This window comes from Burkholderiales bacterium (assembly GCA_015075645.1).
Taxonomy (GTDB): Bacteria; Pseudomonadota; Gammaproteobacteria; order Burkholderiales; family Casimicrobiaceae; genus VBCG01.
The window spans coordinates 494,994-514,066 of the sequence record JABTUF010000001.1; the positions used below are offsets into that span (position 1 = coordinate 494,994).

At 71.6% G+C, this 19,073-nt stretch carries 17 protein-coding genes; 13 read left to right on the forward strand and 4 right to left on the reverse strand.

Annotation, left to right across the window (positions count from 1 at the left end; translation table 11 throughout):
• The first annotated feature begins 101 nt into the window (after window positions 1–101).
• The 7 genes from HS109_02250 to HS109_02280 all read left to right on the forward strand — a co-directional run bounded on the left by HS109_02250 (window position 102) and on the right by HS109_02280 (window position 9,104).
• Window positions 102–545, forward strand: a complete 444-nt coding sequence (locus HS109_02250) for a GatB/YqeY domain-containing protein (GenBank protein ID MBE7521186.1) — start codon at window positions 102–104, stop codon at window positions 543–545.
• A 184-nt stretch (window positions 546–729) separates the two neighbouring features.
• On the forward strand, window positions 730–2,535 hold the full coding sequence (locus HS109_02255) for a DNA primase (protein MBE7521187.1): 1,806 nt from the start codon (window positions 730–732) through the stop codon (window positions 2,533–2,535).
• Window positions 2,536–2,756: 221 nt separating this feature from the next.
• A complete protein-coding gene (gene rpoD / locus HS109_02260; GenBank protein ID MBE7521188.1) occupies window positions 2,757–5,183 on the forward strand; it encodes an RNA polymerase sigma factor RpoD in 2,427 nt (808 codons plus the stop codon).
• Between the two features lie 106 nt (window positions 5,184–5,289).
• On the forward strand, window positions 5,290–5,868 hold the full coding sequence (locus HS109_02265; protein MBE7521189.1) for a MarR family transcriptional regulator: 579 nt from the start codon (window positions 5,290–5,292) through the stop codon (window positions 5,866–5,868).
• Between the two features lie 123 nt (window positions 5,869–5,991).
• On the forward strand, window positions 5,992–6,819 hold the full coding sequence (locus tag HS109_02270) for an arylamine N-acetyltransferase (protein ID MBE7521190.1): 828 nt from the start codon (window positions 5,992–5,994) through the stop codon (window positions 6,817–6,819).
• Window positions 6,820–6,862: 43 nt separating this feature from the next.
• Window positions 6,863–7,603 (forward strand): metallophosphoesterase family protein, encoded by a 741-nt coding sequence (locus HS109_02275; GenBank protein MBE7521191.1) that lies wholly within the window; start codon window positions 6,863–6,865, stop codon window positions 7,601–7,603.
• Window positions 7,604–7,655: 52 nt separating this feature from the next.
• A complete protein-coding gene (locus HS109_02280) occupies window positions 7,656–9,104 on the forward strand; it encodes a protein kinase (GenBank protein MBE7521192.1) in 1,449 nt (482 codons plus the stop codon).
• A gap of 20 nt (window positions 9,105–9,124) precedes the next feature.
• On the opposite strand, the gene HS109_02285 is transcribed toward HS109_02280, so the two are convergent.
• The gene (locus tag HS109_02285; protein MBE7521193.1) at window positions 9,125–9,706 is read right to left on the reverse strand and encodes a hypothetical protein; all 582 of its coding nucleotides are present in this window, start codon (window positions 9,704–9,706) and stop codon (window positions 9,125–9,127) included.
• A gap of 153 nt (window positions 9,707–9,859) precedes the next feature.
• Here HS109_02285 and HS109_02290 point away from each other — a divergent pair, with 153 nt between their 5' ends.
• The 3 genes from HS109_02290 (at window position 9,860) to HS109_02300 (ending at window position 12,702) form a co-directional block, all read left to right on the forward strand.
• On the forward strand, window positions 9,860–10,615 hold the full coding sequence (locus HS109_02290; GenBank protein MBE7521194.1) for a hypothetical protein: 756 nt from the start codon (window positions 9,860–9,862) through the stop codon (window positions 10,613–10,615).
• Window positions 10,612–11,532 (forward strand): hypothetical protein, encoded by a 921-nt coding sequence (locus HS109_02295; GenBank protein ID MBE7521195.1) that lies wholly within the window; start codon window positions 10,612–10,614, stop codon window positions 11,530–11,532. The genes HS109_02290 and HS109_02295 overlap by 4 nt, the downstream gene beginning before the upstream one ends.
• A 153-nt stretch (window positions 11,533–11,685) precedes the next feature.
• Entirely contained in the window at window positions 11,686–12,702 is a 1,017-nt protein-coding gene (locus tag HS109_02300; protein MBE7521196.1) for a magnesium transporter, read from the forward strand.
• A gap of 36 nt (window positions 12,703–12,738) precedes the next feature.
• Here HS109_02300 and HS109_02305 read toward each other — a convergent pair whose 3' ends face one another.
• The 3 genes from HS109_02305 to HS109_02315 form a co-directional block, all read right to left on the reverse strand.
• Window positions 12,739–14,532, reverse strand: a complete 1,794-nt coding sequence (locus tag HS109_02305) for a cation:proton antiporter (protein MBE7521197.1) — start codon at window positions 14,530–14,532, stop codon at window positions 12,739–12,741.
• 111 nt (window positions 14,533–14,643) lie between these two features.
• Window positions 14,644–15,579: a DUF808 domain-containing protein gene (locus HS109_02310; GenBank protein MBE7521198.1), complete on the reverse strand. Its 936-nt coding sequence runs from the start codon at window positions 15,577–15,579 to the stop codon at window positions 14,644–14,646.
• Window positions 15,580–15,588: 9 nt separating this feature from the next.
• Complete coding sequence (locus tag HS109_02315; GenBank protein MBE7521199.1) at window positions 15,589–16,752, reverse strand: ACT domain-containing protein; 1,164 nt, start codon at window positions 16,750–16,752, stop codon at window positions 15,589–15,591.
• A gap of 118 nt (window positions 16,753–16,870) precedes the next feature.
• On the opposite strand from HS109_02315, the gene HS109_02320 reads away from it, so the two are divergent.
• From HS109_02320 to HS109_02330, 3 genes are all read left to right on the forward strand, one after another.
• Window positions 16,871–17,467, forward strand: coding sequence for a DUF938 domain-containing protein (locus HS109_02320; protein ID MBE7521200.1), 597 nt, complete (start codon window positions 16,871–16,873; stop codon window positions 17,465–17,467).
• Window positions 17,468–17,470: 3 nt separating this feature from the next.
• Window positions 17,471–18,229: a metallophosphoesterase gene (locus HS109_02325; GenBank protein MBE7521201.1), complete on the forward strand. Its 759-nt coding sequence runs from the start codon at window positions 17,471–17,473 to the stop codon at window positions 18,227–18,229.
• 161 nt (window positions 18,230–18,390) lie between these two features.
• Complete coding sequence (locus HS109_02330) at window positions 18,391–19,071, forward strand: rhomboid family intramembrane serine protease (protein MBE7521202.1); 681 nt, start codon at window positions 18,391–18,393, stop codon at window positions 19,069–19,071.
• The last annotated feature ends 2 nt before the right edge of the window (window positions 19,072–19,073 follow it).

Below are 19,073 nucleotides of genomic sequence, written 5' to 3' on the forward strand. Positions count from 1 at the left end.
CGCGACGGCCGGCACCATCTGCAAGGGGCGAAGCGATTCGCCCCTTTTGCATGGTGGCGTCCGGATCGCCGTCCGCCCCACCGACGACCCGGAACCCCGCGATGACGCTCAAGATCCGCATCCAGGACGACATGAAGGACGCGATGCGCGCGAAGGATGCCGCGCGCCTGTCGACGATCCGGCTCCTGCTCGCCGCGATCAAGCAGCGCGAGGTGGACGAGCGCAAGGAGATGGGCGACACGGACGTGCTCGCGATCGTCGACAAGATGATCAAGCAGCGCAGGGATTCGGTCGCGCAGTTCGAGGCGGGCCGCCGCGAGGACCTCGCCGCCGTCGAGCGGGCGGAGATCGCGGTGCTGCAGGGCTACCTTCCGGCGCAGGCGAGCGAGGGCGAGATCGACGCGATGATCGCGGAAGCGATCGCGGCGACCGGCGCCGCCGGACCCGCCGGCATCGGCAAGGTGATGGCGATCGTGAAACCCCGGCTCGCCGGCAAGGCCGACCTCGCCGCCGTCTCCGCCCGGGTCAAGGCGAAACTCGCCTGACCGGCGCGACGCGGCGTGCCGTGTCCCCGGACCGCAATTCGCTGACGGACGGGGCGGCCGCTGGCGCGCTCCTTGCGGGACTGGCGGAAGGCGAGCGCCCCGCCTATGATGAATCGGTTCCCTGCCGTGTGATGCGTCCGCGCGGCCGGCCGGTGGTCGGCCGCGCGCGACGTCTGGCGCGCCGATGATTCCGAACGACTTCATCCAGACGCTGCTCGCACGGGTGGACATCGTCGAGGTCGTCGACCGCTTCGTCCCGCTGAAGAAGGCCGGCGCGAACTACCAGGCCTGCTGTCCGTTCCACAGCGAGAAGACCCCGTCGTTCACCGTGTCGCCGACGAAGCAGTTCTATCACTGCTTCGGCTGCGGTGCGCACGGGACGGCGATCGGGTTCCTGATGGAGCACGCGGGCAAGTCGTTCCCCGACGCGGTCGAGGAACTCGCGCGCGACGCCGGGCTCGAGGTGCCGCGGGTCGAACGCCCCGGCGAGCGCGAGGAGCGCCGCGCGCACGACGACCTGACCGAGCGGCTCGCCGCCGCCGCGAAGTTCTACCGCGCGGAACTCAAGAACGCGCCGCGCGCGATCGAGTACCTCAAGTCGCGGGGCCTCACCGGCACGATCGCCGCGCGCTTCGAGATCGGCTACGCGCCCGACGAGTGGACCGCGCTGGAACGCGCGTTTCCCGACTATCAGGACGCGGGCCTCGAGACCGCGGGGCTCGTCGTCAAGGGCGACGCCGGCAAGCGCTACGACCGCTTCCGCGACCGCGTCATGTTCCCGATCCACGACGCGCGCGGGCGCATCGTCGGCTTCGGCGGCCGCGTGCTCGACCGCGGCGAACCGAAGTACCTCAACTCGCCGGAGACCCCGCTCTTCTCGAAGGGCCGCGAACTCTACGGCCTGTGGCTCGCGCGGAACGCGATCCGCGAACGCGAGCGCGTCGTCGTCGTCGAGGGCTACATGGACGTCGTCGCGCTCGCGCAGCACGGCGTCGAGTACGCGGTCGCGACGCTCGGCACCGCGACGACGGCGGTGCACGCGCAGAAGCTCTTCCGGCTCGCCGACCACGTCGTGTTCTGCTTCGACGGCGACGCCGCCGGGCGCAAGGCCGCGTGGCGCGCGCTCGAGAACGCGCTGCCGGTGCTCGCCGACGGCAAGGACGCGCGCTTCCTGTTCCTGCCCGACGGCGAGGACCCGGACGACTACGTGCGCCGACGCGGGCGCGCCGCGTTCGAGGAGGCGCTCTCCTCCGCCACGCCGCTCTCCGGGTTCCTGATCGCCGAGTTGTCCGCGCGCCACCCACTCGACTCCGACGAGGGCCGTGCCGCATTCGTCGCCGCAGCTCGTCCGCTCGTGAGCCAGATCGCCGCCCCGGTGCTCGCCGCGTTGATCATCCGCCGCATCGCCGAGATCGCCGGCCTTCCCGAGGCGCAGATCGCGCCGATCGTGCAGGCGAACGTCCGCCCGCCCCGGGACGATGGCCCGGCGGACCACGTCCGCCACGAGGGGACTCGCCCGGATCCCGCGTTCCGGCCACGCGCAGGTTCGCGACCGCCGGTGCGTCGTGCGCCGTCGCTCGCGCGGCAACTTCTGCAGGCGATCCTGCTCCAACCTTCGATCGTGCGCGAGGTCGACATCCCGCCCGCCGGCGAGAACTCGCCGGACGCCGCTGCATTGGCCGCGGTCGTGGCGTGGTGCGCGGGGGCGGGCGAATCGATCACGACAGCGGGACTCGTGCAGGCGTTCGACGGCACCGAACACGAAGGCGCGCTCGTGGCGGCGCTGGCCTCGGCCGAGGACCAGGGCATCACGGAGGAGCAGGCGGCGACCCTCCTGCGCGACGGCGTCGAGCGCTGGCGTGAGCAGGAGGAGCAGCGCCGGATCGCCGCGCTGCTCTCCACCCCGCTCGACCAGTTGACGACCGAGCAGAAGGACCTCGTGCGCCGCCGCATGGGCACGGGGCGGATCCCCAAGGATTCGGCGGCCTGATGGACTCGCAGGCGCGAAACCCCTGGCGCGCATCCGGCCCGTTACCGGTCCGAGGGGCGTTGTCGCCCGGTCGCCCGCTGCAGCAGTGGCCGACGGAGTGCGCATCGGGCAACCGCATGATATGATTTGAGGTTTTCCCACGTCGGCCCCACATGGGAGCCGACGCCTCGCCGGGCCGGCCCGCATGCGGCCCCGTGACGATCGCCGAGACCAGGAAGCCCATGGCCAAGAAGCCCGCCCGCAAGTCGCCCGCGAAGAGCAAGCCCGCAGCCAGGGCGAAGAAGCCGGTCGCCCACCGGAAGCCCGCGCAACGGACCGCGGCGAAGAAGCCCGTGGCGAAGAAGCCTGTGGCGCGAAAGCCCGAACCGAAGAAGACGGCCGCGAAGAAGGCGCACAAGCCGGCCGCCAAGCCCGTCGCGAAGAAGCCGCTCGCGGCGGCGGTAGCGAAGATCCACGGCAAGCCGGTCGCGCAACCCGCCGCGAAGTCGTCCGCCAAACTCGTGCTGGTGGGCAAGGGTACGGCAGTCCCGGTAACGAAACCCGCGCCGGGCGCGAAGTCGGCGCCAGTGCTGAAGCCCGCGGCGGGCGCGAAGGGTGCACCGGCCGGGAAGCAGAGCGCTCCGGTCGGGAAGCCGCAGCCGGCCGGCAAGCCGGCAGCGGTTCCGGCCGCGCCCGCCAAGGTCGATCACAAGGCCGCGGCGAAGGCCGCCGGCGAGATGGCCGCGAAGCTCGCGACCAAGCTCGTCGAAGGGGGCGGCCGCAAGGGTCGGAACGGCAAGAACGCCGACGCGCCGCCGCGCGAACTCACGCCAGCCGACATCGAAGCGCGCAAGCGGCGGCTGAAGAGCCTGATCGTGCTCGGCAAGGAGCGTGGCTACCTCACCTACGCCGAGATCAACGACCACCTGCCCGACGACCTCGTCGATGCCGAGCAGATCGAGGGCGTGATCTCGATGATCGGCGACATGGGCATCCAGGTCTACGACCAGGCGCCCGACGCCGACACGCTGCTGATGGCGGAGGCGGCGCCGGCCGCGCCGACCGAGGACGTCGAGGAAGAGGCCGAGGCCGCCGCGAGCACGCTCGATTCCGAGTTCGGCCGCACGACCGACCCGGTGCGCATGTACATGCGCGAAATGGGCTCGGTCGAACTCCTGACGCGCGAAGGCGAGATCGAGATCGCCAAGCGCATCGAGGACGGACTGAAGCACATGATCATGGCGATCTCGGCCTGCCCGATGACGGTCGGCCAGATCCTCGACCTCGCCGACAAGATCGGCAAGGACGAGCTCAAGATCGACGACGTGGTCGACGGCCTGATGGACTTCCAGGAGCAGATCGATACCAAGCCGGTCGAGGCGTCCGACGACGAGGACGAGGACGAGGACGACGAGGACGAAGGCGACGCGGGCGCGATCCAGGCTCAGAATCTCGAACGCCTCAAGGTCGCCGCGCTCGAGCGCTTCGGCGCGATCCGCCGCCACTACACGCGGCACCTCGCAGCCGTGCAGAAGGAAGGCCACAAGGCGCCGAAGGCGATCGAGGCGCAGCGCAAGATCTCCGCGGAGCTGATGCAGATCCGCTTCTCCGCGCGCATGGTCGAGAAGCTGTGCGACAGCGTGCGCTCCGAGGTCGACAACATCCGCCAGCACGAGCGCAAGATCCAGGACCTCGTCGTGAACAAGGGCGGCATGCCGCGCCCCGAGTTCATCCGCAACTTCCCCGGCCACGAGTTGCAGATCCGCTGGATCGACCGCGAGATCGCCGCCGGGCACGGCTACAGCGAGCAGCTCTCGCGCTACCGGCAGGCGATCGTCGAGCAGCAGCAGAAGCTCGGCGACCTGCAGTCGCGCGTGATGATCCCGCTGAAGGAGCTGAAGGACATCAACAAGCAGATGTCCACCGGCGAGGCGAAGGCGCGCAAGGCCAAGCGCGAGATGACCGAGGCCAACCTGCGCCTCGTGATCTCGATCGCGAAGAAATACACGAACCGCGGCCTGCAGTTCCTCGACCTGATCCAGGAGGGCAACATCGGCCTGATGAAGGCGGTCGACAAGTTCGAGTACCGCCGCGGCTACAAGTTCTCGACCTACGCGACCTGGTGGATCCGCCAGGCGATCACGCGCTCGATCGCCGACCAGGCGCGCACGATCCGCATCCCGGTGCACATGATCGAGACGATCAACAAGATGAACCGGATCAGCCGCCAGATCCTGCAGGAGACCGGCTCCGAGCCCGATCCCGCGACGCTCGCGGTGAAGATGGAGATGCCCGAGGAGAAGATCCGCAAGATCCTCAAGATCTCCAAGGAGCCGATCTCGATGGAGACGCCGATCGGCGACGACGACGACAGCCACCTCGGCGACTTCATCGAGGACCAGTCGACCGTCGCCCCGTCGGACGCCGCGGTCAACGCGTCGCTGCGCGACGTCTGCAAGGACATCCTCGACACGCTGACCCCGCGCGAGGCGAAGGTGCTGCGCATGCGCTTCGGCATCGAGATGAACACCGACCACACGCTCGAGGAGGTCGGCAAGCAGTTCGACGTCACGCGCGAGCGCATCCGGCAGATCGAGGCGAAGGCGCTGCGCAAGCTCCGCCACCCGTCGCGCTCCGAGAAGCTCAGGAGCTTTCTCGAGGGCGAGTAGGGCGACAGGAGTCAGAGGACAGACCTGTCAACCGTCCGGAACGCCTGCGATCCTCGTGGGCGGACATCGGGGGTCGCGCGCACGATCGCGACCATGAGGGGCCACCATGGAACTCGAAAGGGCCGAGAAGCGCTACCGGCTCGCCACCGGCGACTACGCGCGGCTCGCGGGGTTCCGCCACGCGATACGCGCCTTCCTGCGGTTCAGCGAGGCGGCCGCCGCCGCGGCCGGGCTGTCCGCGCAGCACTACCAGGCGATGCTGGTGCTGCGCGGCTGGCCGGACGGCGCGCGCGTGACGATCGCGGACCTCGCGCAGCAGTTGATGATCAAGCACAACAGCGCGGTCGGCCTCGTCGACCGGCTGGTGGACGAGTCGCTCGTGGTCCGGGAGGCCTCGAGCGCCGATCGGCGCAAGGTCGAACTCCGGCTCACCTCGCGCGGCCGGCAGGTTCTCGCGAAGCTCGCGGCGATGCACCGCGCCGAACTGGAGCGCATCGGCCCGGCGATGAGGCGGTTCTTCGGCGAAGTCGCCCGCCTCGGGGTGGTCGACGCCGTTCCCCCGGGCCGGCGCGCGGCCGGCGCACGGGCGAGTCGGCTACAGGCTTCGCTCGAGTCTCCGCCCGGCTCCGCGGAGCCGAGTCGCAGAACCCGCAGGGGCGGCTCGTCCACGGCCCGCCGTCGCTGAGCGTCACGCCCGCGGCGCGGACCGTCGGATCGTCCGCGGGCAGGCGCTCCCTGCGCGCACGGGGGCCGCGCGCGGCGGCGATCTGGTAGGTTGCGCCTGCCGCCCCTGCCTGCCCGTTCAGCCATGGACCTCGACGCGTACCTGCGCCGCATCGCCTACGACGGTTCGCGCGAGCCGTCGCTTCGCACGCTCGCCGCCGTGCTGCGCCACCACGCGATGGCGATTCCGTTCGAGAACCTCTCGGTGCTCGTGCACGGCGCGCCCGCGTTCGACATCGACGCGCTCGAGGACAAGATCGTGCGGCGGGCCCGCGGAGGCTGGTGCTTCGAGCACAACCACCTGCTGCTCTTCGCGCTGCGGTCGCTCGGATTCGACGCGACGCCGCTGTCGGCGCGGGTCCGCTACGGCGTCCCCCGCGGCACGATCACGCCACGCACCCACATGGTCCTGTGCGTGCGGGTGGACGGGCAGCGGCTGCTCGTCGATGGCGGGTTCGGCCGGCACACGCCGACCGCGCCGGTGGACCTCGACCTGCGCGCGCCGCAGCGCACCGCACACGAGGACGCGAGGATCGTCGAGGACGGCGACGCCCTGCTGCTCCAGATCGACGTCGCGGGCGATTGGCGCGACGGCTACAGCTTCGACTTCGTGCGCCAGCATCCGGTCGACTTCGCGCAGATGAGCTGGTACACCGCGACGCGCCCCGGCGCGCTCTTCGCGAACAACCTCGTCGCCGCGCTGCCGGTGGAGGGCGGCCGGGTCACGCTCCTCAATCGCACGCTCACGCGACGCACGCTCGCCGGGGCGGAGGAACAGACGCAACTCGACTCGATCGATGCGTTGAGCGACGCACTGGCCCGGTCCTTCGGCATCCGGCCGGACGACGCCGAACTCGACGCCGCCTGGGAAATCGGCGGGCGCGGGGCGGCCGCGGCGGCAACGGTCGCGTAGGCCGCCGTGGGGCGGGGCGACCGGATTCGATAGACTCCGGTTCTTGCGCCGGGCCATCCTCTCCGACATCCACGCGAACCGCGAGGCGCTCGACGCCTGCCTCGCCCACGCACGCTCGAAACGCGCGGATGCCTACGCGCTGCTGGGCGACTTCGTGGGCTACGGCGCCGACGCGGCCGCGGTCGTCGATCGCGTCATGCGCCTGGCGGCCGACGGCGCCATCGTGCTCAAGGGCAACCACGACGCGGCGCTCGAGGAACGGGAGAGCTACTTCCACGCCGATGCGCACGCGTCGCTCGACTGGGCGGAGCAGACGCTCTCCGCCGACCAGAAGCGATTCCTCGCCGGACTGCCGCTCGTCGCCCGTGCGCCGCCGGCATCCTTCGTCCACGCGTCGGCCGTCGAGCCCGCGCGCTGGACCTACGTCGACAGCGCCACCCTCGCGGCCCGATGCTCGGAAGCGGCGGGCACGCCCTACACGTTCTGCGGCCACGTGCACGACCAGAAGCTGTACTTCGCCACGGCGAAGGGACGCATGCGCGCGTTCACGCCGGTGCCGGGCGTGCGCATTCCGGTGCTCGAGCCGCGGCGCTGGCTCGGCGTCGTCGGCTCGGTCGGCCAGCCGCGCGACCGCAATCCCGCCGCCGCCTACGCGCTCTTCGACGATGCGGCGCACGACATCACGTTCTACCGGGTTCCCTACGACCACCACGCGGCGGCGCGCAGGATCCGCGAAGCCGGCCTTCCGGGCACGCTCGCCTACCGCATCGAAGCCGGCATCTGAGCCGCGATGGACGCACCCTCCCACCCCGTCCGGTTCGTTCGCGGGTGATCGCATGCCGACCCTCGTCTCGACCGGCGACGCCTTCGACGGATATGCGGTCGGGCCGCGACTGCACGAGGGCGGCAACGGCTACATCTTCCACGTGATCGCGGATCCCGCGCACGATCCGGGCTACCCGCTCGTGATGAAGGTTCCCGGCGTCGGGCGGGGCGAGCCCACGCTCGGCGTCGTGAGCTTCGAGATCGAGGAGGCGATCCTGCCGCGCCTCTCCGGCGCGCATGTCCCGCGGGTCGCCGGCATCGGCACCGAGCCGATGCGCCCCTACATCGTGATGGAACTGATCGAGGGCGAGGGCCTGTCGGCGATCGTCGAGCGCGCCCCGCTGCCGGCCGCGGAGGTCGCGCGCATCGGCGCGGCGCTCGCCGACGCCCTGCACGACGTGCACCGGCAGAACGTCGTGCATCACGACGTGAAGCCCGAGAACTTCATCCTGCGTGCGGACGGTAGCGCGGTGCTGCTCGACTTCGGCTTCGCGCATCACGCGGAGCTGCCCGACCTGATCGCGGAGGACGAGAGCTTCCGCGGCGCCGGATCGTCCGCCTACGTGTCTCCCGAGCAGCTCTCGGGGCACCGCGGCGACCCGCGCAGCGACGTCTTCGGGCTGGGCGCGCTCCTCTACCAGCTCGCGACCGGGACGACGCCGTTCGGCGAACCCGAGACCTTCGACGGGCTCCAGGACCGGCGCTGGCGCGTGCCCGCGCCGCCGCGCGCGCTCGCCCGAGAACTCCCGCCGTGGCTGCAGGAGGTGATCCTGCACGCGCTCGAGCCCGATCCCTCGCACCGCACGCCGTCGGCCGCGCACGTCGCGTTCGATCTCCGCCATCCGGACGAGGTGAAGCTCTCCGCGCGCGCGTCGCGCACCGAATCCGCCGGACTGGGCGAGCAGTTCCGCAACTGGTGGCAGGCGCGCGGCACGACGGTGAGCCCGGCGGCGCCGCGCACCGCGCTCTCGCGCCTGCCGGTGGTCGTCGTCGCGATCGACACCGTGCGCATCGACGATCCGCGCCACGAGGCGATCCGCCGCACGATCGCCAAGATCGTCGCGGCGAACGACGACTACCGGCTGCTCATCGTCGCCGCCATCGCGGCCGCGCCGCTCGGCGAGGGCGCATCGCTCGAGGAGACGTCGTCCGGCCGCCAGCTCGCGCACCGGCACCTGCTGCGCGCATGGTTCGCGCCGCTCCGCCTGCCCGCCGAGCAGACCTCGCTGCACGTCGTCGAATCCGCCGACCCCGCGAACGCGATCCTCGACATCGCGCGCACCAACAACGCGGACCTGATCGTGCTGGGCGCGCCCGCGCCGCGCGAGCGCACGTTCGCGTGGTGGCGATCCACCGCGTCGACCGTCGCCTCGGAGGCCCCGTGCAGCGTCTACCTCGTGCGCGTGCCCGGCACGCCGCCGTCCGCCCCGCCGCCTCCGACGGCGCACGGCACGGCGTAGCTGTCGTCTCGCCTGTCCCGTCAGGCCTTGCGCCGGCAGGCGGTGTCGGGATGACCGCGGCGGGACACGAGAGCCTCGCTGCCGTCGTTGCGAAGCGCGTAGCGGGCGCCGACGTAACGAGCACCGGGTTCGGGCGAGGTCGCCACCGCCGTGTCCGTGTCGCCGACGCCGAAGCTCACGACCGCGACCGGGAGTTCCGTGCCGGGGTAGTAGCGGACGGTGGCCGTGCCGAGCTTCCCGCAGTCGTAGAGCGTCGCCATCGGCGCCACGGCCTCGCCGCTGTGCACCTGCAGCTCGCTGATGCGTTTCCGGTACGCGAGCATCGCGCAGGCCCGCATCTCGGCGCTCCTCCCGCAAGCGTTGCGCTTCGGCGGCCAGGCGCGCTGCGCGTCCCGCAGCGCGATGCGCGCGCGTTCGCCCGCGGCGTTCGCCTCGGCCATGCGGAAGAGTTCGGCGGCACGCAGGTCGAGTTTCGCGAGCGTCTCGTCGCGACAGACGAGCAGCTCGACCTTGTCCTTCGCTTTCGCGCAGTCGAACGACGTCTTCGCGGCGTGCGCGGCCGGCGCGAGCAGGAGCAATGCCAGGGCCAGCACGGTCGACAAGGGCGGTCTCCGCCGGCATGCGCGGGATGCGCGTACTATCGTGGTCGCGGTCCGGGGCGGGCGTCAAGGCGAGCCGTCGCCTCGCCGCCGTGTCGGCGGTCGGCCGACGGACGCGCCCCGTACCGCCTCCATCCTGCGCGAGCATCGCGACGCGTGACCTCCCTCATCGATCGCGGAATCGCCGCGGGCGCTTTGCGCGGTGTCACGATCGCGCTCCTCACCCTTCCCCTCGGCGGCTGCGTGCTGGACCGCGTCCTCGAGACGCATCGTCAGCTCTGCGACGTGCGTCCCCCGCAAGTCGTCGTCGCGGCGTCGGGCATCGGCTATCGGGTCGACTTCACCCGTCCCACGCTCACGAAGGACGACGTCCTGTGGCTGATCGGACTGTCTCCGACGCGCATCGCCGACACGCCGGACGGGCCCCGGCTGGTCTACACGGCCTCTCCTCTGGACCGGGCCCTGCCGCGGGCCGGAACGCTTTCCACCGAACTCGTCTTCCGCGACGTCGGCGGAGTGCCGAAGCTCGCCGCGACGGTACCGCCCGAACGCGTCGCTTCGCTCGTGCCGCGCGAGATCGTCGACGCCGTCATCGCGACGGTCTGTCACCCCGAAGTTTCGTTCACCCCGCCCGGCGCGCGCTTCGACCTCGCGCAGGTGCCGCCGGCGGCGTATCCGGACGAGGCGCGCATCGTGGCTCAACTCGGTCCGCCGCATTTCCGCGACGGGACGAACTTCGGCTACCGATTCTGCCTCGAACCCTGCGATCCGGCGGCGCGACCGATCGCGACGTTCGTCTACGCGACCGCCGACGACGGCAGCCTGCGCCGCGCCACGCTCGCGTACTTCCGCTACCAGCTCGACATCGACCGCGTGACGCGCACCGCGACGCTGGCGCTGCGCCTGCCATGAAGGCGCCCGAGACGGGGCGATCGTCGATCCGGGGGCCGGAACGCCTCGTGACGCTGGCGCGATGGGCCGTGGCGCTCCTCCTCGCCGTCGGGGGCGGCGGCGCGCTGCCCGCGAACGCGACGCCCGCCACGACGTCTCCCCGCACGACGACCCTCACGCTCGACGACACCAGGACCGACGCGGATGTCTACGTTCCGGCGGGCGACCCGCCGATCGGCGTGGCGATCGTCGCACACGGCTGGACGCGCTCGAAGGCGCAGCACCGGGATCTCGGCATCGCGCTGGCCGACGCCGGCGTCGTCGCCATCGTCCCCGACCTCCCGAACGTGCTCGACCTGCGGGGAAACGGGACGCTCGTCGTCGAACTCGTCGGACAGCTCGAAGCGGGAGGGCTCGGAATGCCGCCGACGCCACGCTCATCGATCGTGCTGATCGGCACGTCGGCCGGCGGACTCGCCACCGTCCACGCCGCGTCGAAACTGCCGGGTCTCGCGGGCTGGATCGGACTCGACCCGGTCGACCGCACCGGTACCGGCATCTACGCGGCGTCGGAGCTCGAAGCGCCGGCCATCGTGTTCGTCGGCGATGCATCGGCCTGCAATCTCTTCGGCAGCGGACGCACGATCGCGCGCGCGGCACCGCATCTCGTGCGCATGGAGAAGATCGCCGGCGCATCGCACTGCGACTTCGAGAGTCCCACGTCGAAGTTCTGCACGCGGCTTTGCGGCAGCGCGACGCGGGAGAAGCAGGATGAGATCCTGCGCGATGCGGTGTCCGCGTCGGTCGACCTGCTGCGCCGCACGGACCGGCCATACCGACCTCGGCGCGGTCCGACGGACACCGTTCGTTCCACTTTGCCGCCGGGGGACGCCGGCCTCGAACCCGAGCCGGACTCCGCAAGCGCACCGGAGCAGTAGCGGAGGTTCGTTCCCGCCCCGCAGGTCGGCAAAGATCGTGCACCGCGCGGCGTTGCGGTATAACGGCGCGTGGCCGCGCGGGCCGTCGCCGCAGGATCCCACCCGCAGCAGCGGTCCGCGTCACCCGTTTCCTCGCCGTGCCGGGAGATCGCCATGCGCCTGCGCAAGCCCAGGAAGAAGTCGGACGCCTCGCCCTACCCCGAGGACTCGATCGGGCGGCTGATGGAACCCCCGCTCGCGGTGTTCCTGCCCGGGCAGACGGTCGGCGAGGCGATCGAGACCATCCGCGAGCTCGTGAAGTCCCAGTTCATCACCTACGCGTGGGTGCTGGAAGCCGACGGCAAGCTCGTCGGCGTGATCACGATGCGCGATCTCCTGTTCAACGACCGTTCGGCGACGCTGGGCGAAGTGATGTTGCGCGACGTCTTCGCGCTGAAGACGGCGCTGCCGCTCATCGACGCGATGAAGTCGACGCTCGACAAGCACTATCCGGTCTACCCGGTCGTCGACGACGAGGGCCGGCTGATGGGCACGGTGCGCGGCCAGCGGATGTTCGAGGCGCAGGCGGTCGAACTCTCCGCGCAGGCGGGCGAGATGGTCGGCGTCACCAAGGAGGAGCGGCTCGCGACGCCGTGGCCGCGCAGCCTCCTGTTCCGCCACCCGTGGCTGCAGTTGAACCTGCTGACCGCGTTCGTCGCCGCATTCGTCGTCGGGCTGTTCGAGGGAACGCTGCAGAAGATCGTGCTCCTCGCGGTGTTCCTGCCGGTGCTCGCCGGCCAGTCGGGCAACACCGGTTGCCAGGCGCTCGCCGTCACGCTGCGCGGCATGACGCTCGGCGAATTGAAACCCGGGGGCACGCCGGCCGCGGTCCTCAAGGAGTCGATCCTCGGCCTCGCCAACGGCACGCTCGTCGGCGTCTCCGCCGGGGCGGGCATGTTCGTCTATGCGTGGATGCAGGACAACCCGCAGGCGTGGATGCTCGCCGGCGTCACCTGGCTCGCGATGGTCGTCGCCTGCGTGATCAGCGGCGTCTCCGGCGTGCTCGTGCCGACGACGCTGCAGCGGCTGGGCGCCGATCCGGCGACCGCGTCGTCGATCTTCCTCACGACCGCGACCGACGTCGTGAGCATGGGCGCCTTCCTCGGATTGGCGACGCTGCTGCTCCTGTAGCTCGGACGAGGGATCGCCTCCCGAACGCGCCGCCCGCTACGACTCGCGTCCGCCCGCCCGACGACCGCCGACTTCCGGCGTGCGATGCGCGACATCGGCCGCGCGTTCGGCCTGCCGGTTCATCTCGTCGCGCTTCGCCGCCTGCTCGGTGATCTGCGTCCGGATATCCGGATAGCGGCGCAGGATCTCGTTGAAGTCGTCGGTCGTGAGCTTCAGGAACTTGCAGTAGTCGAGCGCGGTGACGTCGGCCGAGCGCGGCTGGCCGCTGATCAGCGCCATCTCGCCGAAGAAGCTGCCCGGGCCGAGCCGGATGTGCTGGCCGGACACCGTGACCTCGACTTCCCCCTGCGAAAGGAAATAGGCGGCGTCGGCGACGTCGCCGCGGTGGATGACGCGCTCGCCCGGCTGCGCGGTGTGCGGCACGAAATGGAGCAGCACGACCTCCCGCTGTTCCGGCGTGAGTCCGGCGAACATCGGGAACCGCGCGACGAGTTCCTCCGGCGACACCGTCTTGTGCGCCGCGGCCTTCGCCTCCGCCGCGAGGCGCGCGGACTCGATCTCCTGCTCGAGCGCGAGGAGGCGGGCCGCGCGCGCGTCCTCGAGCACGGCGCGCCAGCGCGGACGGGCCCGCACCATCGCGACGAGCCCGTCCTTGGCGACGAACGCGAACTGGTTCAGCGTGATCGAGACGAGCGCTCCGGCGAGCAGCAGCGACAGGCTCTCGGGCGGCAGCAGGCCATAGCCGATGCCGAGTCCCGCCAGGATGAACGAGAACTCGCCGATCTGCGCGATCGTCGCGGCGAGGTAGAAGGCGGTGGTCGCCGGGTAGCCCATCGCGAGCACGATGAGCGTCGCATTCAAGGCCTTGAGCCCGAGGATGAACAGCACCACGGCCGCGATCATCGCCGGCTCGCGCACGACGATCATCGGGTCGAACAGCATGCCGACCGACACGAAGAACAGCACCGCGAATGCGTCCTGCAGCGGCAGGGAATTCGCGGCGGCCTTGTGCGACAGGTCGGATTCGTTCAGCACCACGCCCGCGAAGAACGCGCCGAGCGCGAACGAGACGCCGAACAGTTCGGCCGATCCGAACGCGATGCCGACGGACAGTGCGAGCACCGCCAGGGTGAAGAGTTCGCGCGAGCCGGTGCGCGCCACCTGGCGCAGGATCCAGGGCAGCACGCGCGGGCCGACGAGGAGCACGACCGCGCCGAACGCGGCGACCTTGACCAGCGTGACGACGAGCGAGGCCACGATGCCGTGCCCGGCTCCGCCGTGCCCTCCGCCCGGCACGGTGCCGCCGAGCGCGCCCGCGAGCGCGGGCAGCAGCACGAGCACGAGCACCATCGTCAGATCCTCGACCACCAGCCAGCCGATCGCGATGCGGCCGCTCGCGGTCGAGACCTCGTTGCGGTCCTCGAGTCCCTTGAGCACGACGACGGTGCTCGCGACCGACAGGCAGAGCCCGAACACGATGCCCGCGCCGATGCTCCAGCCCCACAGCATCGCGACGCCGGTGCCGAGCGCGGTGGCGATCGCGATCTGCACGACCGGGCCGATCAGCACGATGCGGCGCACCGCCATCAGGTCGGCGACCGAGAAGTGCAACCCGACGCCGAACATCAGCAGGATCACGCCGATGTCGGCGAGCTGCCCGGCGACCTCCGCGGTCGCGACCACGCCCGTGGCGAAGCGCCCGATCACGACGCCCGCCACCAGGTAGCCGACGAGCGGGGGCAGGCGCAGGCCGTTGGCGAGGACGCCGAACACGAACGCGAGGACGAAGCCCACCGCGAACGTGGCGATCAGCGTGACGTCATGCGGCATTCACGTTCCTCACGACCTCCCCGGCGGGCGCGGCAGCAGGACGCGGCCGCGCGGCTCGCGCGGATTGTGCCACGGCGGGGCCGTCCGCCGGAACCCGCGCGGAAGCGCGTCTCAAACGAGCGCGCGCCTCACGAGCGCGGCCACCCCGACGACTGCGAGCCCGGCGGCGATACCCACGACGATGGCGGCCGTCGCCGGCACGACCAGATCGAGCAGGCCCCGGGTGACCGGCGAACCCGGGACCGACGCGGCGAGATGCTCGATCGCCGCGCCGAGCGGCGGCACTCCGTGCATCAGGATGCCGCCGCCGACGAGGAACATCGCCGCGGTGCCGACGAAGGAGAGCCCCTTCATCAGCTTCGGCGCGAAGGCGAGGATCGCGGTGCCGATGGCGCGCCGGACGCGCGCCACGACGTCCCCGTTCCGCGTCCGCGCGAGAAGCGCGCCCAGGTCGTCGAGCTTCACGATCGCCGCAACGACGCCGTACACGGCCACCGTCATGCCGATCGCGATGGCCGAGATCACTGCCGCGCGCATCGGCAGCGTGGCGCCGGCGACTACCCCCAGCGCGATCACGATGATCTCGGCGGAGAGCACGAAGTCGGTGCGGACCGCGCCCTTGATGCGGGTCTTCTCGTGCGCGACCAGGTCGACCGCAGGATCCGCCACCGCGCCGGCGAGCTCCTGGCGGTACGCCTCGCGCGCCTCGCCGCGCGCGAAGCGGTGCACGAGCTTCTCGGCGCCTTCGTAGCAGAGGAACGCGCCGCCCGCCATCAGCAGCGGCAGGACGGCCCAGGGGGCGAATGCGCTGATCGCGATCGCCGCGGGCACGAGGATCGCCTTGTTGACGAGCGAGCCCTTCGCCACCGCCCACACGACCGGCAGCTCGCGCTCGGCGCGCACGCCCGACACCTGCTCGGCGTTGACCGCGAGGTCGTCGCCGACGACGCCGGCGGTTTTCCCGGCGGCGACCTTGGTCAGCGTGGCGACGTCGTCGAGGACGCTCGCGACGTCGTCGAGCAGCGCCAGCAGCCCCGCGAAGGCCATCGCCGGCCGTCAGGCGCGCGCCGCGCCATTCGCGTCCCGCTCGCCGAGCGCGAGGTCCATCTTCATCGCGCTCGCGAGCGTGTCGAGTTCGCGCTCGAGTTCACGGTGCGGCAGCGCGCCCGGCACGAACAGCAGCGCGCTCACCCGGAACTCGCGCGCTCCGCCGCTGCCGTCGCCGACGATCTCGGTGTGCAGGTCCTCGATGCTGACGCCGCGTTCCGCGAGTCGTGTCGACAGGTCGCGCACGATGCCGGGCCGGTCGGGGCCGGAGAGTTCGAGGCGCACGATGCGCCGCCCGTCCGGAGCCGCGGCGCCGCCGGTCCGGGCGATCACGACGCGCAAGCCGGTCGATTCGAGCGCCGAGAGCGCGTTCGCGAGCGCGTCGGCGTTTTCGGCGGGAACGTCGAGGTGCACGATCCCGGCGAACTGCCCGGCGAGGTTCGACATGCGGCTCGCGGCCCAGTTGGCGCCGAAGCTCTTCGCGCGTTCGGAGATGAGGCGCACGATGCCCGGCCGATCGGGGCCGACGACGGTCACGACCAATGACGCCGCGCGCACGGGCTCGCCTTCGGTCAGCGTTACCGTGCGCCGGATCATCGGGGCGCGCGTGGCGAAGCGCTCGTCCTGCCGGTGCGCCGGCAGGCTCCCGTGCTCGCGCGCATGGCGCACGACGCGCTTCAGGAGGTCGAGGCCCATCGGCGCGAGCGCGCGCTCCCACAGGTCGCGCGCCGTCTCGCCCTTCGCCACGAAGCACCAGTCCTGCAGCGCCACCGCGCCCGCGTCCCAGCCGTCAGCGAGGTGGTAGACCGAACCGCCGGCGATCGGGTCGCCTTCGAGGATCGTCCACTCGACCGCGGCGATGCCGCGATGCCGCGGCAAGAGCGACGGGTGGTAGCCGACGCCGCCCAGGCGCGAGCGCGCGAGCGCCTCGTTGCTGACGCGCGCGTGCGTGTGCGCGGCGACGATGAGGTCGCTCCCTTCGGCGATCGCCTCGCCCGGGACGATCTTCGGATTCGCGAGCACGTGCACCGGGATCGCGTGTTTCCGCGCCGCGACCGCGAGACGGTCGTCGGCGGCGGGCGCGACCACGCGCGCGATCGTCGCGCCGTCGCCGGCGAGCGCGTCGAGCACCGCGGCGCCGAAGTAGCGCGACCCGACCAGCGTGATCTTCATGGCACGGCCTCCCCGGGGGCGGCACCGGCGGCCGCGAAGGGCGTCAGTCTACCGGCACTCCGCGCGCCGGCCGGAACGTGGTAAACATCGCCTTGCCTCCGCGCGATCCGACATGCCCATGGACAAGCCGCACGCCCCGAGTTGCGAGCGCAACCGCGATCCGATCCTCGCCGTGCTGCGCGAGCACTTCGCGCACCGGCGCGCCGTGCTGGAGATCGGCAGCGGCACCGGCCAGCATGCCGTGCACTTCGCCGCCGCGATGCCCCATCTCGAATGGCAGTGCTCCGACCGCGAGGCGAACCTCCCGGGTATCCGCCTGTGGCTCGACGAAGCCGCGCTTTCCAACACGCCGGACCCGATCGCGCTCGACGTGAACGGCGCCTGGCCCGCGCGCCGCTACGACGCGGTGTTCAGCGCGAACACGCTGCACATCATGGGCTGGCCGGAGGTCGAGCGCCTGTTCGCGGCGCTCCCCGGCGTGCTCGCGGCGGACGCGACGCTCGTCGTCTACGGGCCGTTCAACGTCGGCGGCCGGTTCACGAGCGAGAGCAACGCCGCGTTCGACGCGCAACTCAGGGCGAAGGCGCCGCAGCAGGGCCTGCGCGACCTGGAGGCGGTCGATGCGCTCGCGCGCGGCGCCGGCCTCGCGCTGGAGGAAGACCGGCCGATGCCCGCGAACAACCGCTGCCTCGTGTGGCGGTCCGCCCCGGCCTGACCGATGCGCTTCCAGATCCTGTCGGACCTGCACCTGTCGCGGGGCGTGCCCGACATCCCGCGAACCGACGCCGACCTCGTCGTGCTCGCCGGCGACATCGCGCGGCCCGCCGAAGCGCTCGCCTTCGCGCAGAGCCTGGACAAGCCCGTACTCTACGTGCCGGGCAACCACGAGTTCTACGGCGCGTCGATCGGCGAGACGCGGCGCGAACTCGCGCGGCTCGCGACGGGCACGAACGTGACGATCCTCGACGACACGGCGATCACGCTCGACGGCGTCCGCTTCCTCGGCAGCACGCTGTGGACCGATTTCCTGCTCGACGGTGGGGGCGACGCGCGGACCCGCGCGATGGAGGTGTCGAAGCGCTTCGCGCGCGACTTCAGCGTGATCCGCGACGACGGCGGCGCGACGTTCACGCCCGAAGCCTCCGCGGCGCGCTTCGCCGCGCACGCCGCGTGGCTGCGCGCACGCCTCGACGAGGCGCACGAAGGTCCGACGGTGGTGGTCACGCACCACGCGCCGGCGCGCGGGAGCGTGCATCCGCGGTTCGCGGGCTCGCCGGTCAATCCCTGCTTCGTGTCGGACCTCGCCCACCTGATGGGTGGCGAGCGCGTGCGCCTGTGGATCCACGGCCACACGCACGACAGCTTCGACTACGATGTCGCAGGAACCCGCGTGCTCTGCAATCCGCGCGGCTACGCGAAGGACGGCGTCGACGAGAATCCGCGGTTCGATCCCGCGCTCGTCGTCGAGGTGGGTTGAACGCGGCGGCCGCGTCGCGCCGGAGGAGCCGGCGAGCGGCCGACGGAACCGGTCGCCGCTTCCCGGCCGTCAGGCGGCCCGGACAACGCGATGGTTGAAACGCGCCGCGGCGACCCGATCATGTCCGGATCGGGACCGCGCGCTTCGTCCCTTCGAACCGCATGGACTATCGCGCCACGACCCCCGACCATGCGAGTTCGCCGCGTGCGCGCGCGGCGTTCCGTCTCGCGGTCCGGCTGACGCTCGCCTTCGTCGCGCTCTTGTGGGCCCTCCTCGCCCTCGACGCGATCCTGGGGCTCGACGCCACGCCGTTCGGCGTTCGTCCGCGCACCGTCGAGGGCCTGGCCGGGCTGCTGTTCGCGCCGCTCTTCCACACCGGCTTCGAGCACCTGCTGCAGAACACGCCGCCGCTCGTCGTCCTCGGCATCGCGATGCTCTACCTCTACCCGCAGGCGTGCCGCATCGTGCTGCCGGCGATCTGGCTCGGTCCCGGGCTCGCGGTCTGGCTGTTCGCGCGCGGCGGCGTGCACCTGGGCGCGAGCGGGCTGGTCTACGGACTCATCGCCTACGTGCTGACGGCCGGTCTGATACGACGCGACCGCCGGGCGCTCGCCGCCGCGCTGGCGGTCGCCTTCCTCTACGGTGCCGCCGTATGGGGCGTCCTGCCGATCCGGGCGCGCACGTCATGGGAGACGCACCTCGCCGCCGCGCTGATCGGCTTCGTGCTCGCGCTGGCGCTGCGACGGCGCGACGCGGTGCCGACCGTGCGCTACGACTGGGAAGGCGGCGACGACGTCGTCGACCTCGATCCGATCGAGGAACACGAGCGCACATTGCACTGACG

What these genes read in the sequence shown, in the direction of transcription:
- HS109_02270 (MBE7521190.1), top strand. Translation starts at nt 5,992, where the DNA reads ATGGACCTCGACGCGTACCTGCGCCGCATCGCCTACGACGGTTCGCGC.
- HS109_02325 (MBE7521201.1), top strand. Translation starts at nt 17,471, where the DNA reads ATGCGCTTCCAGATCCTGTCGGACCTGCACCTGTCGCGGGGCGTGCCC.
- rpoD (MBE7521188.1), top strand. Translation starts at nt 2,757, where the DNA reads ATGGCCAAGAAGCCCGCCCGCAAGTCGCCCGCGAAGAGCAAGCCCGCA.
- HS109_02315 (MBE7521199.1), bottom strand. Translation starts at nt 16,752, where the DNA reads ATGAAGATCACGCTGGTCGGGTCGCGCTACTTCGGCGCCGCGGTGCTC.
- HS109_02330 (MBE7521202.1), top strand. Translation starts at nt 18,391, where the DNA reads ATGGACTATCGCGCCACGACCCCCGACCATGCGAGTTCGCCGCGTGCG.
- HS109_02300 (MBE7521196.1), top strand. Translation starts at nt 11,686, where the DNA reads ATGCGCCTGCGCAAGCCCAGGAAGAAGTCGGACGCCTCGCCCTACCCC.
- HS109_02295 (MBE7521195.1), top strand. Translation starts at nt 10,612, where the DNA reads ATGAAGGCGCCCGAGACGGGGCGATCGTCGATCCGGGGGCCGGAACGC.
- HS109_02265 (MBE7521189.1), top strand. Translation starts at nt 5,290, where the DNA reads ATGGAACTCGAAAGGGCCGAGAAGCGCTACCGGCTCGCCACCGGCGAC.
- HS109_02280 (MBE7521192.1), top strand. Translation starts at nt 7,656, where the DNA reads ATGCCGACCCTCGTCTCGACCGGCGACGCCTTCGACGGATATGCGGTC.
- HS109_02310 (MBE7521198.1), bottom strand. Translation starts at nt 15,579, where the DNA reads ATGGCCTTCGCGGGGCTGCTGGCGCTGCTCGACGACGTCGCGAGCGTC.
- HS109_02255 (MBE7521187.1), top strand. Translation starts at nt 730, where the DNA reads ATGATTCCGAACGACTTCATCCAGACGCTGCTCGCACGGGTGGACATC.
- HS109_02250 (MBE7521186.1), top strand. Translation starts at nt 102, where the DNA reads ATGACGCTCAAGATCCGCATCCAGGACGACATGAAGGACGCGATGCGC.
- HS109_02320 (MBE7521200.1), top strand. Translation starts at nt 16,871, where the DNA reads ATGGACAAGCCGCACGCCCCGAGTTGCGAGCGCAACCGCGATCCGATC.
- HS109_02305 (MBE7521197.1), bottom strand. Translation starts at nt 14,532, where the DNA reads ATGCCGCATGACGTCACGCTGATCGCCACGTTCGCGGTGGGCTTCGTC.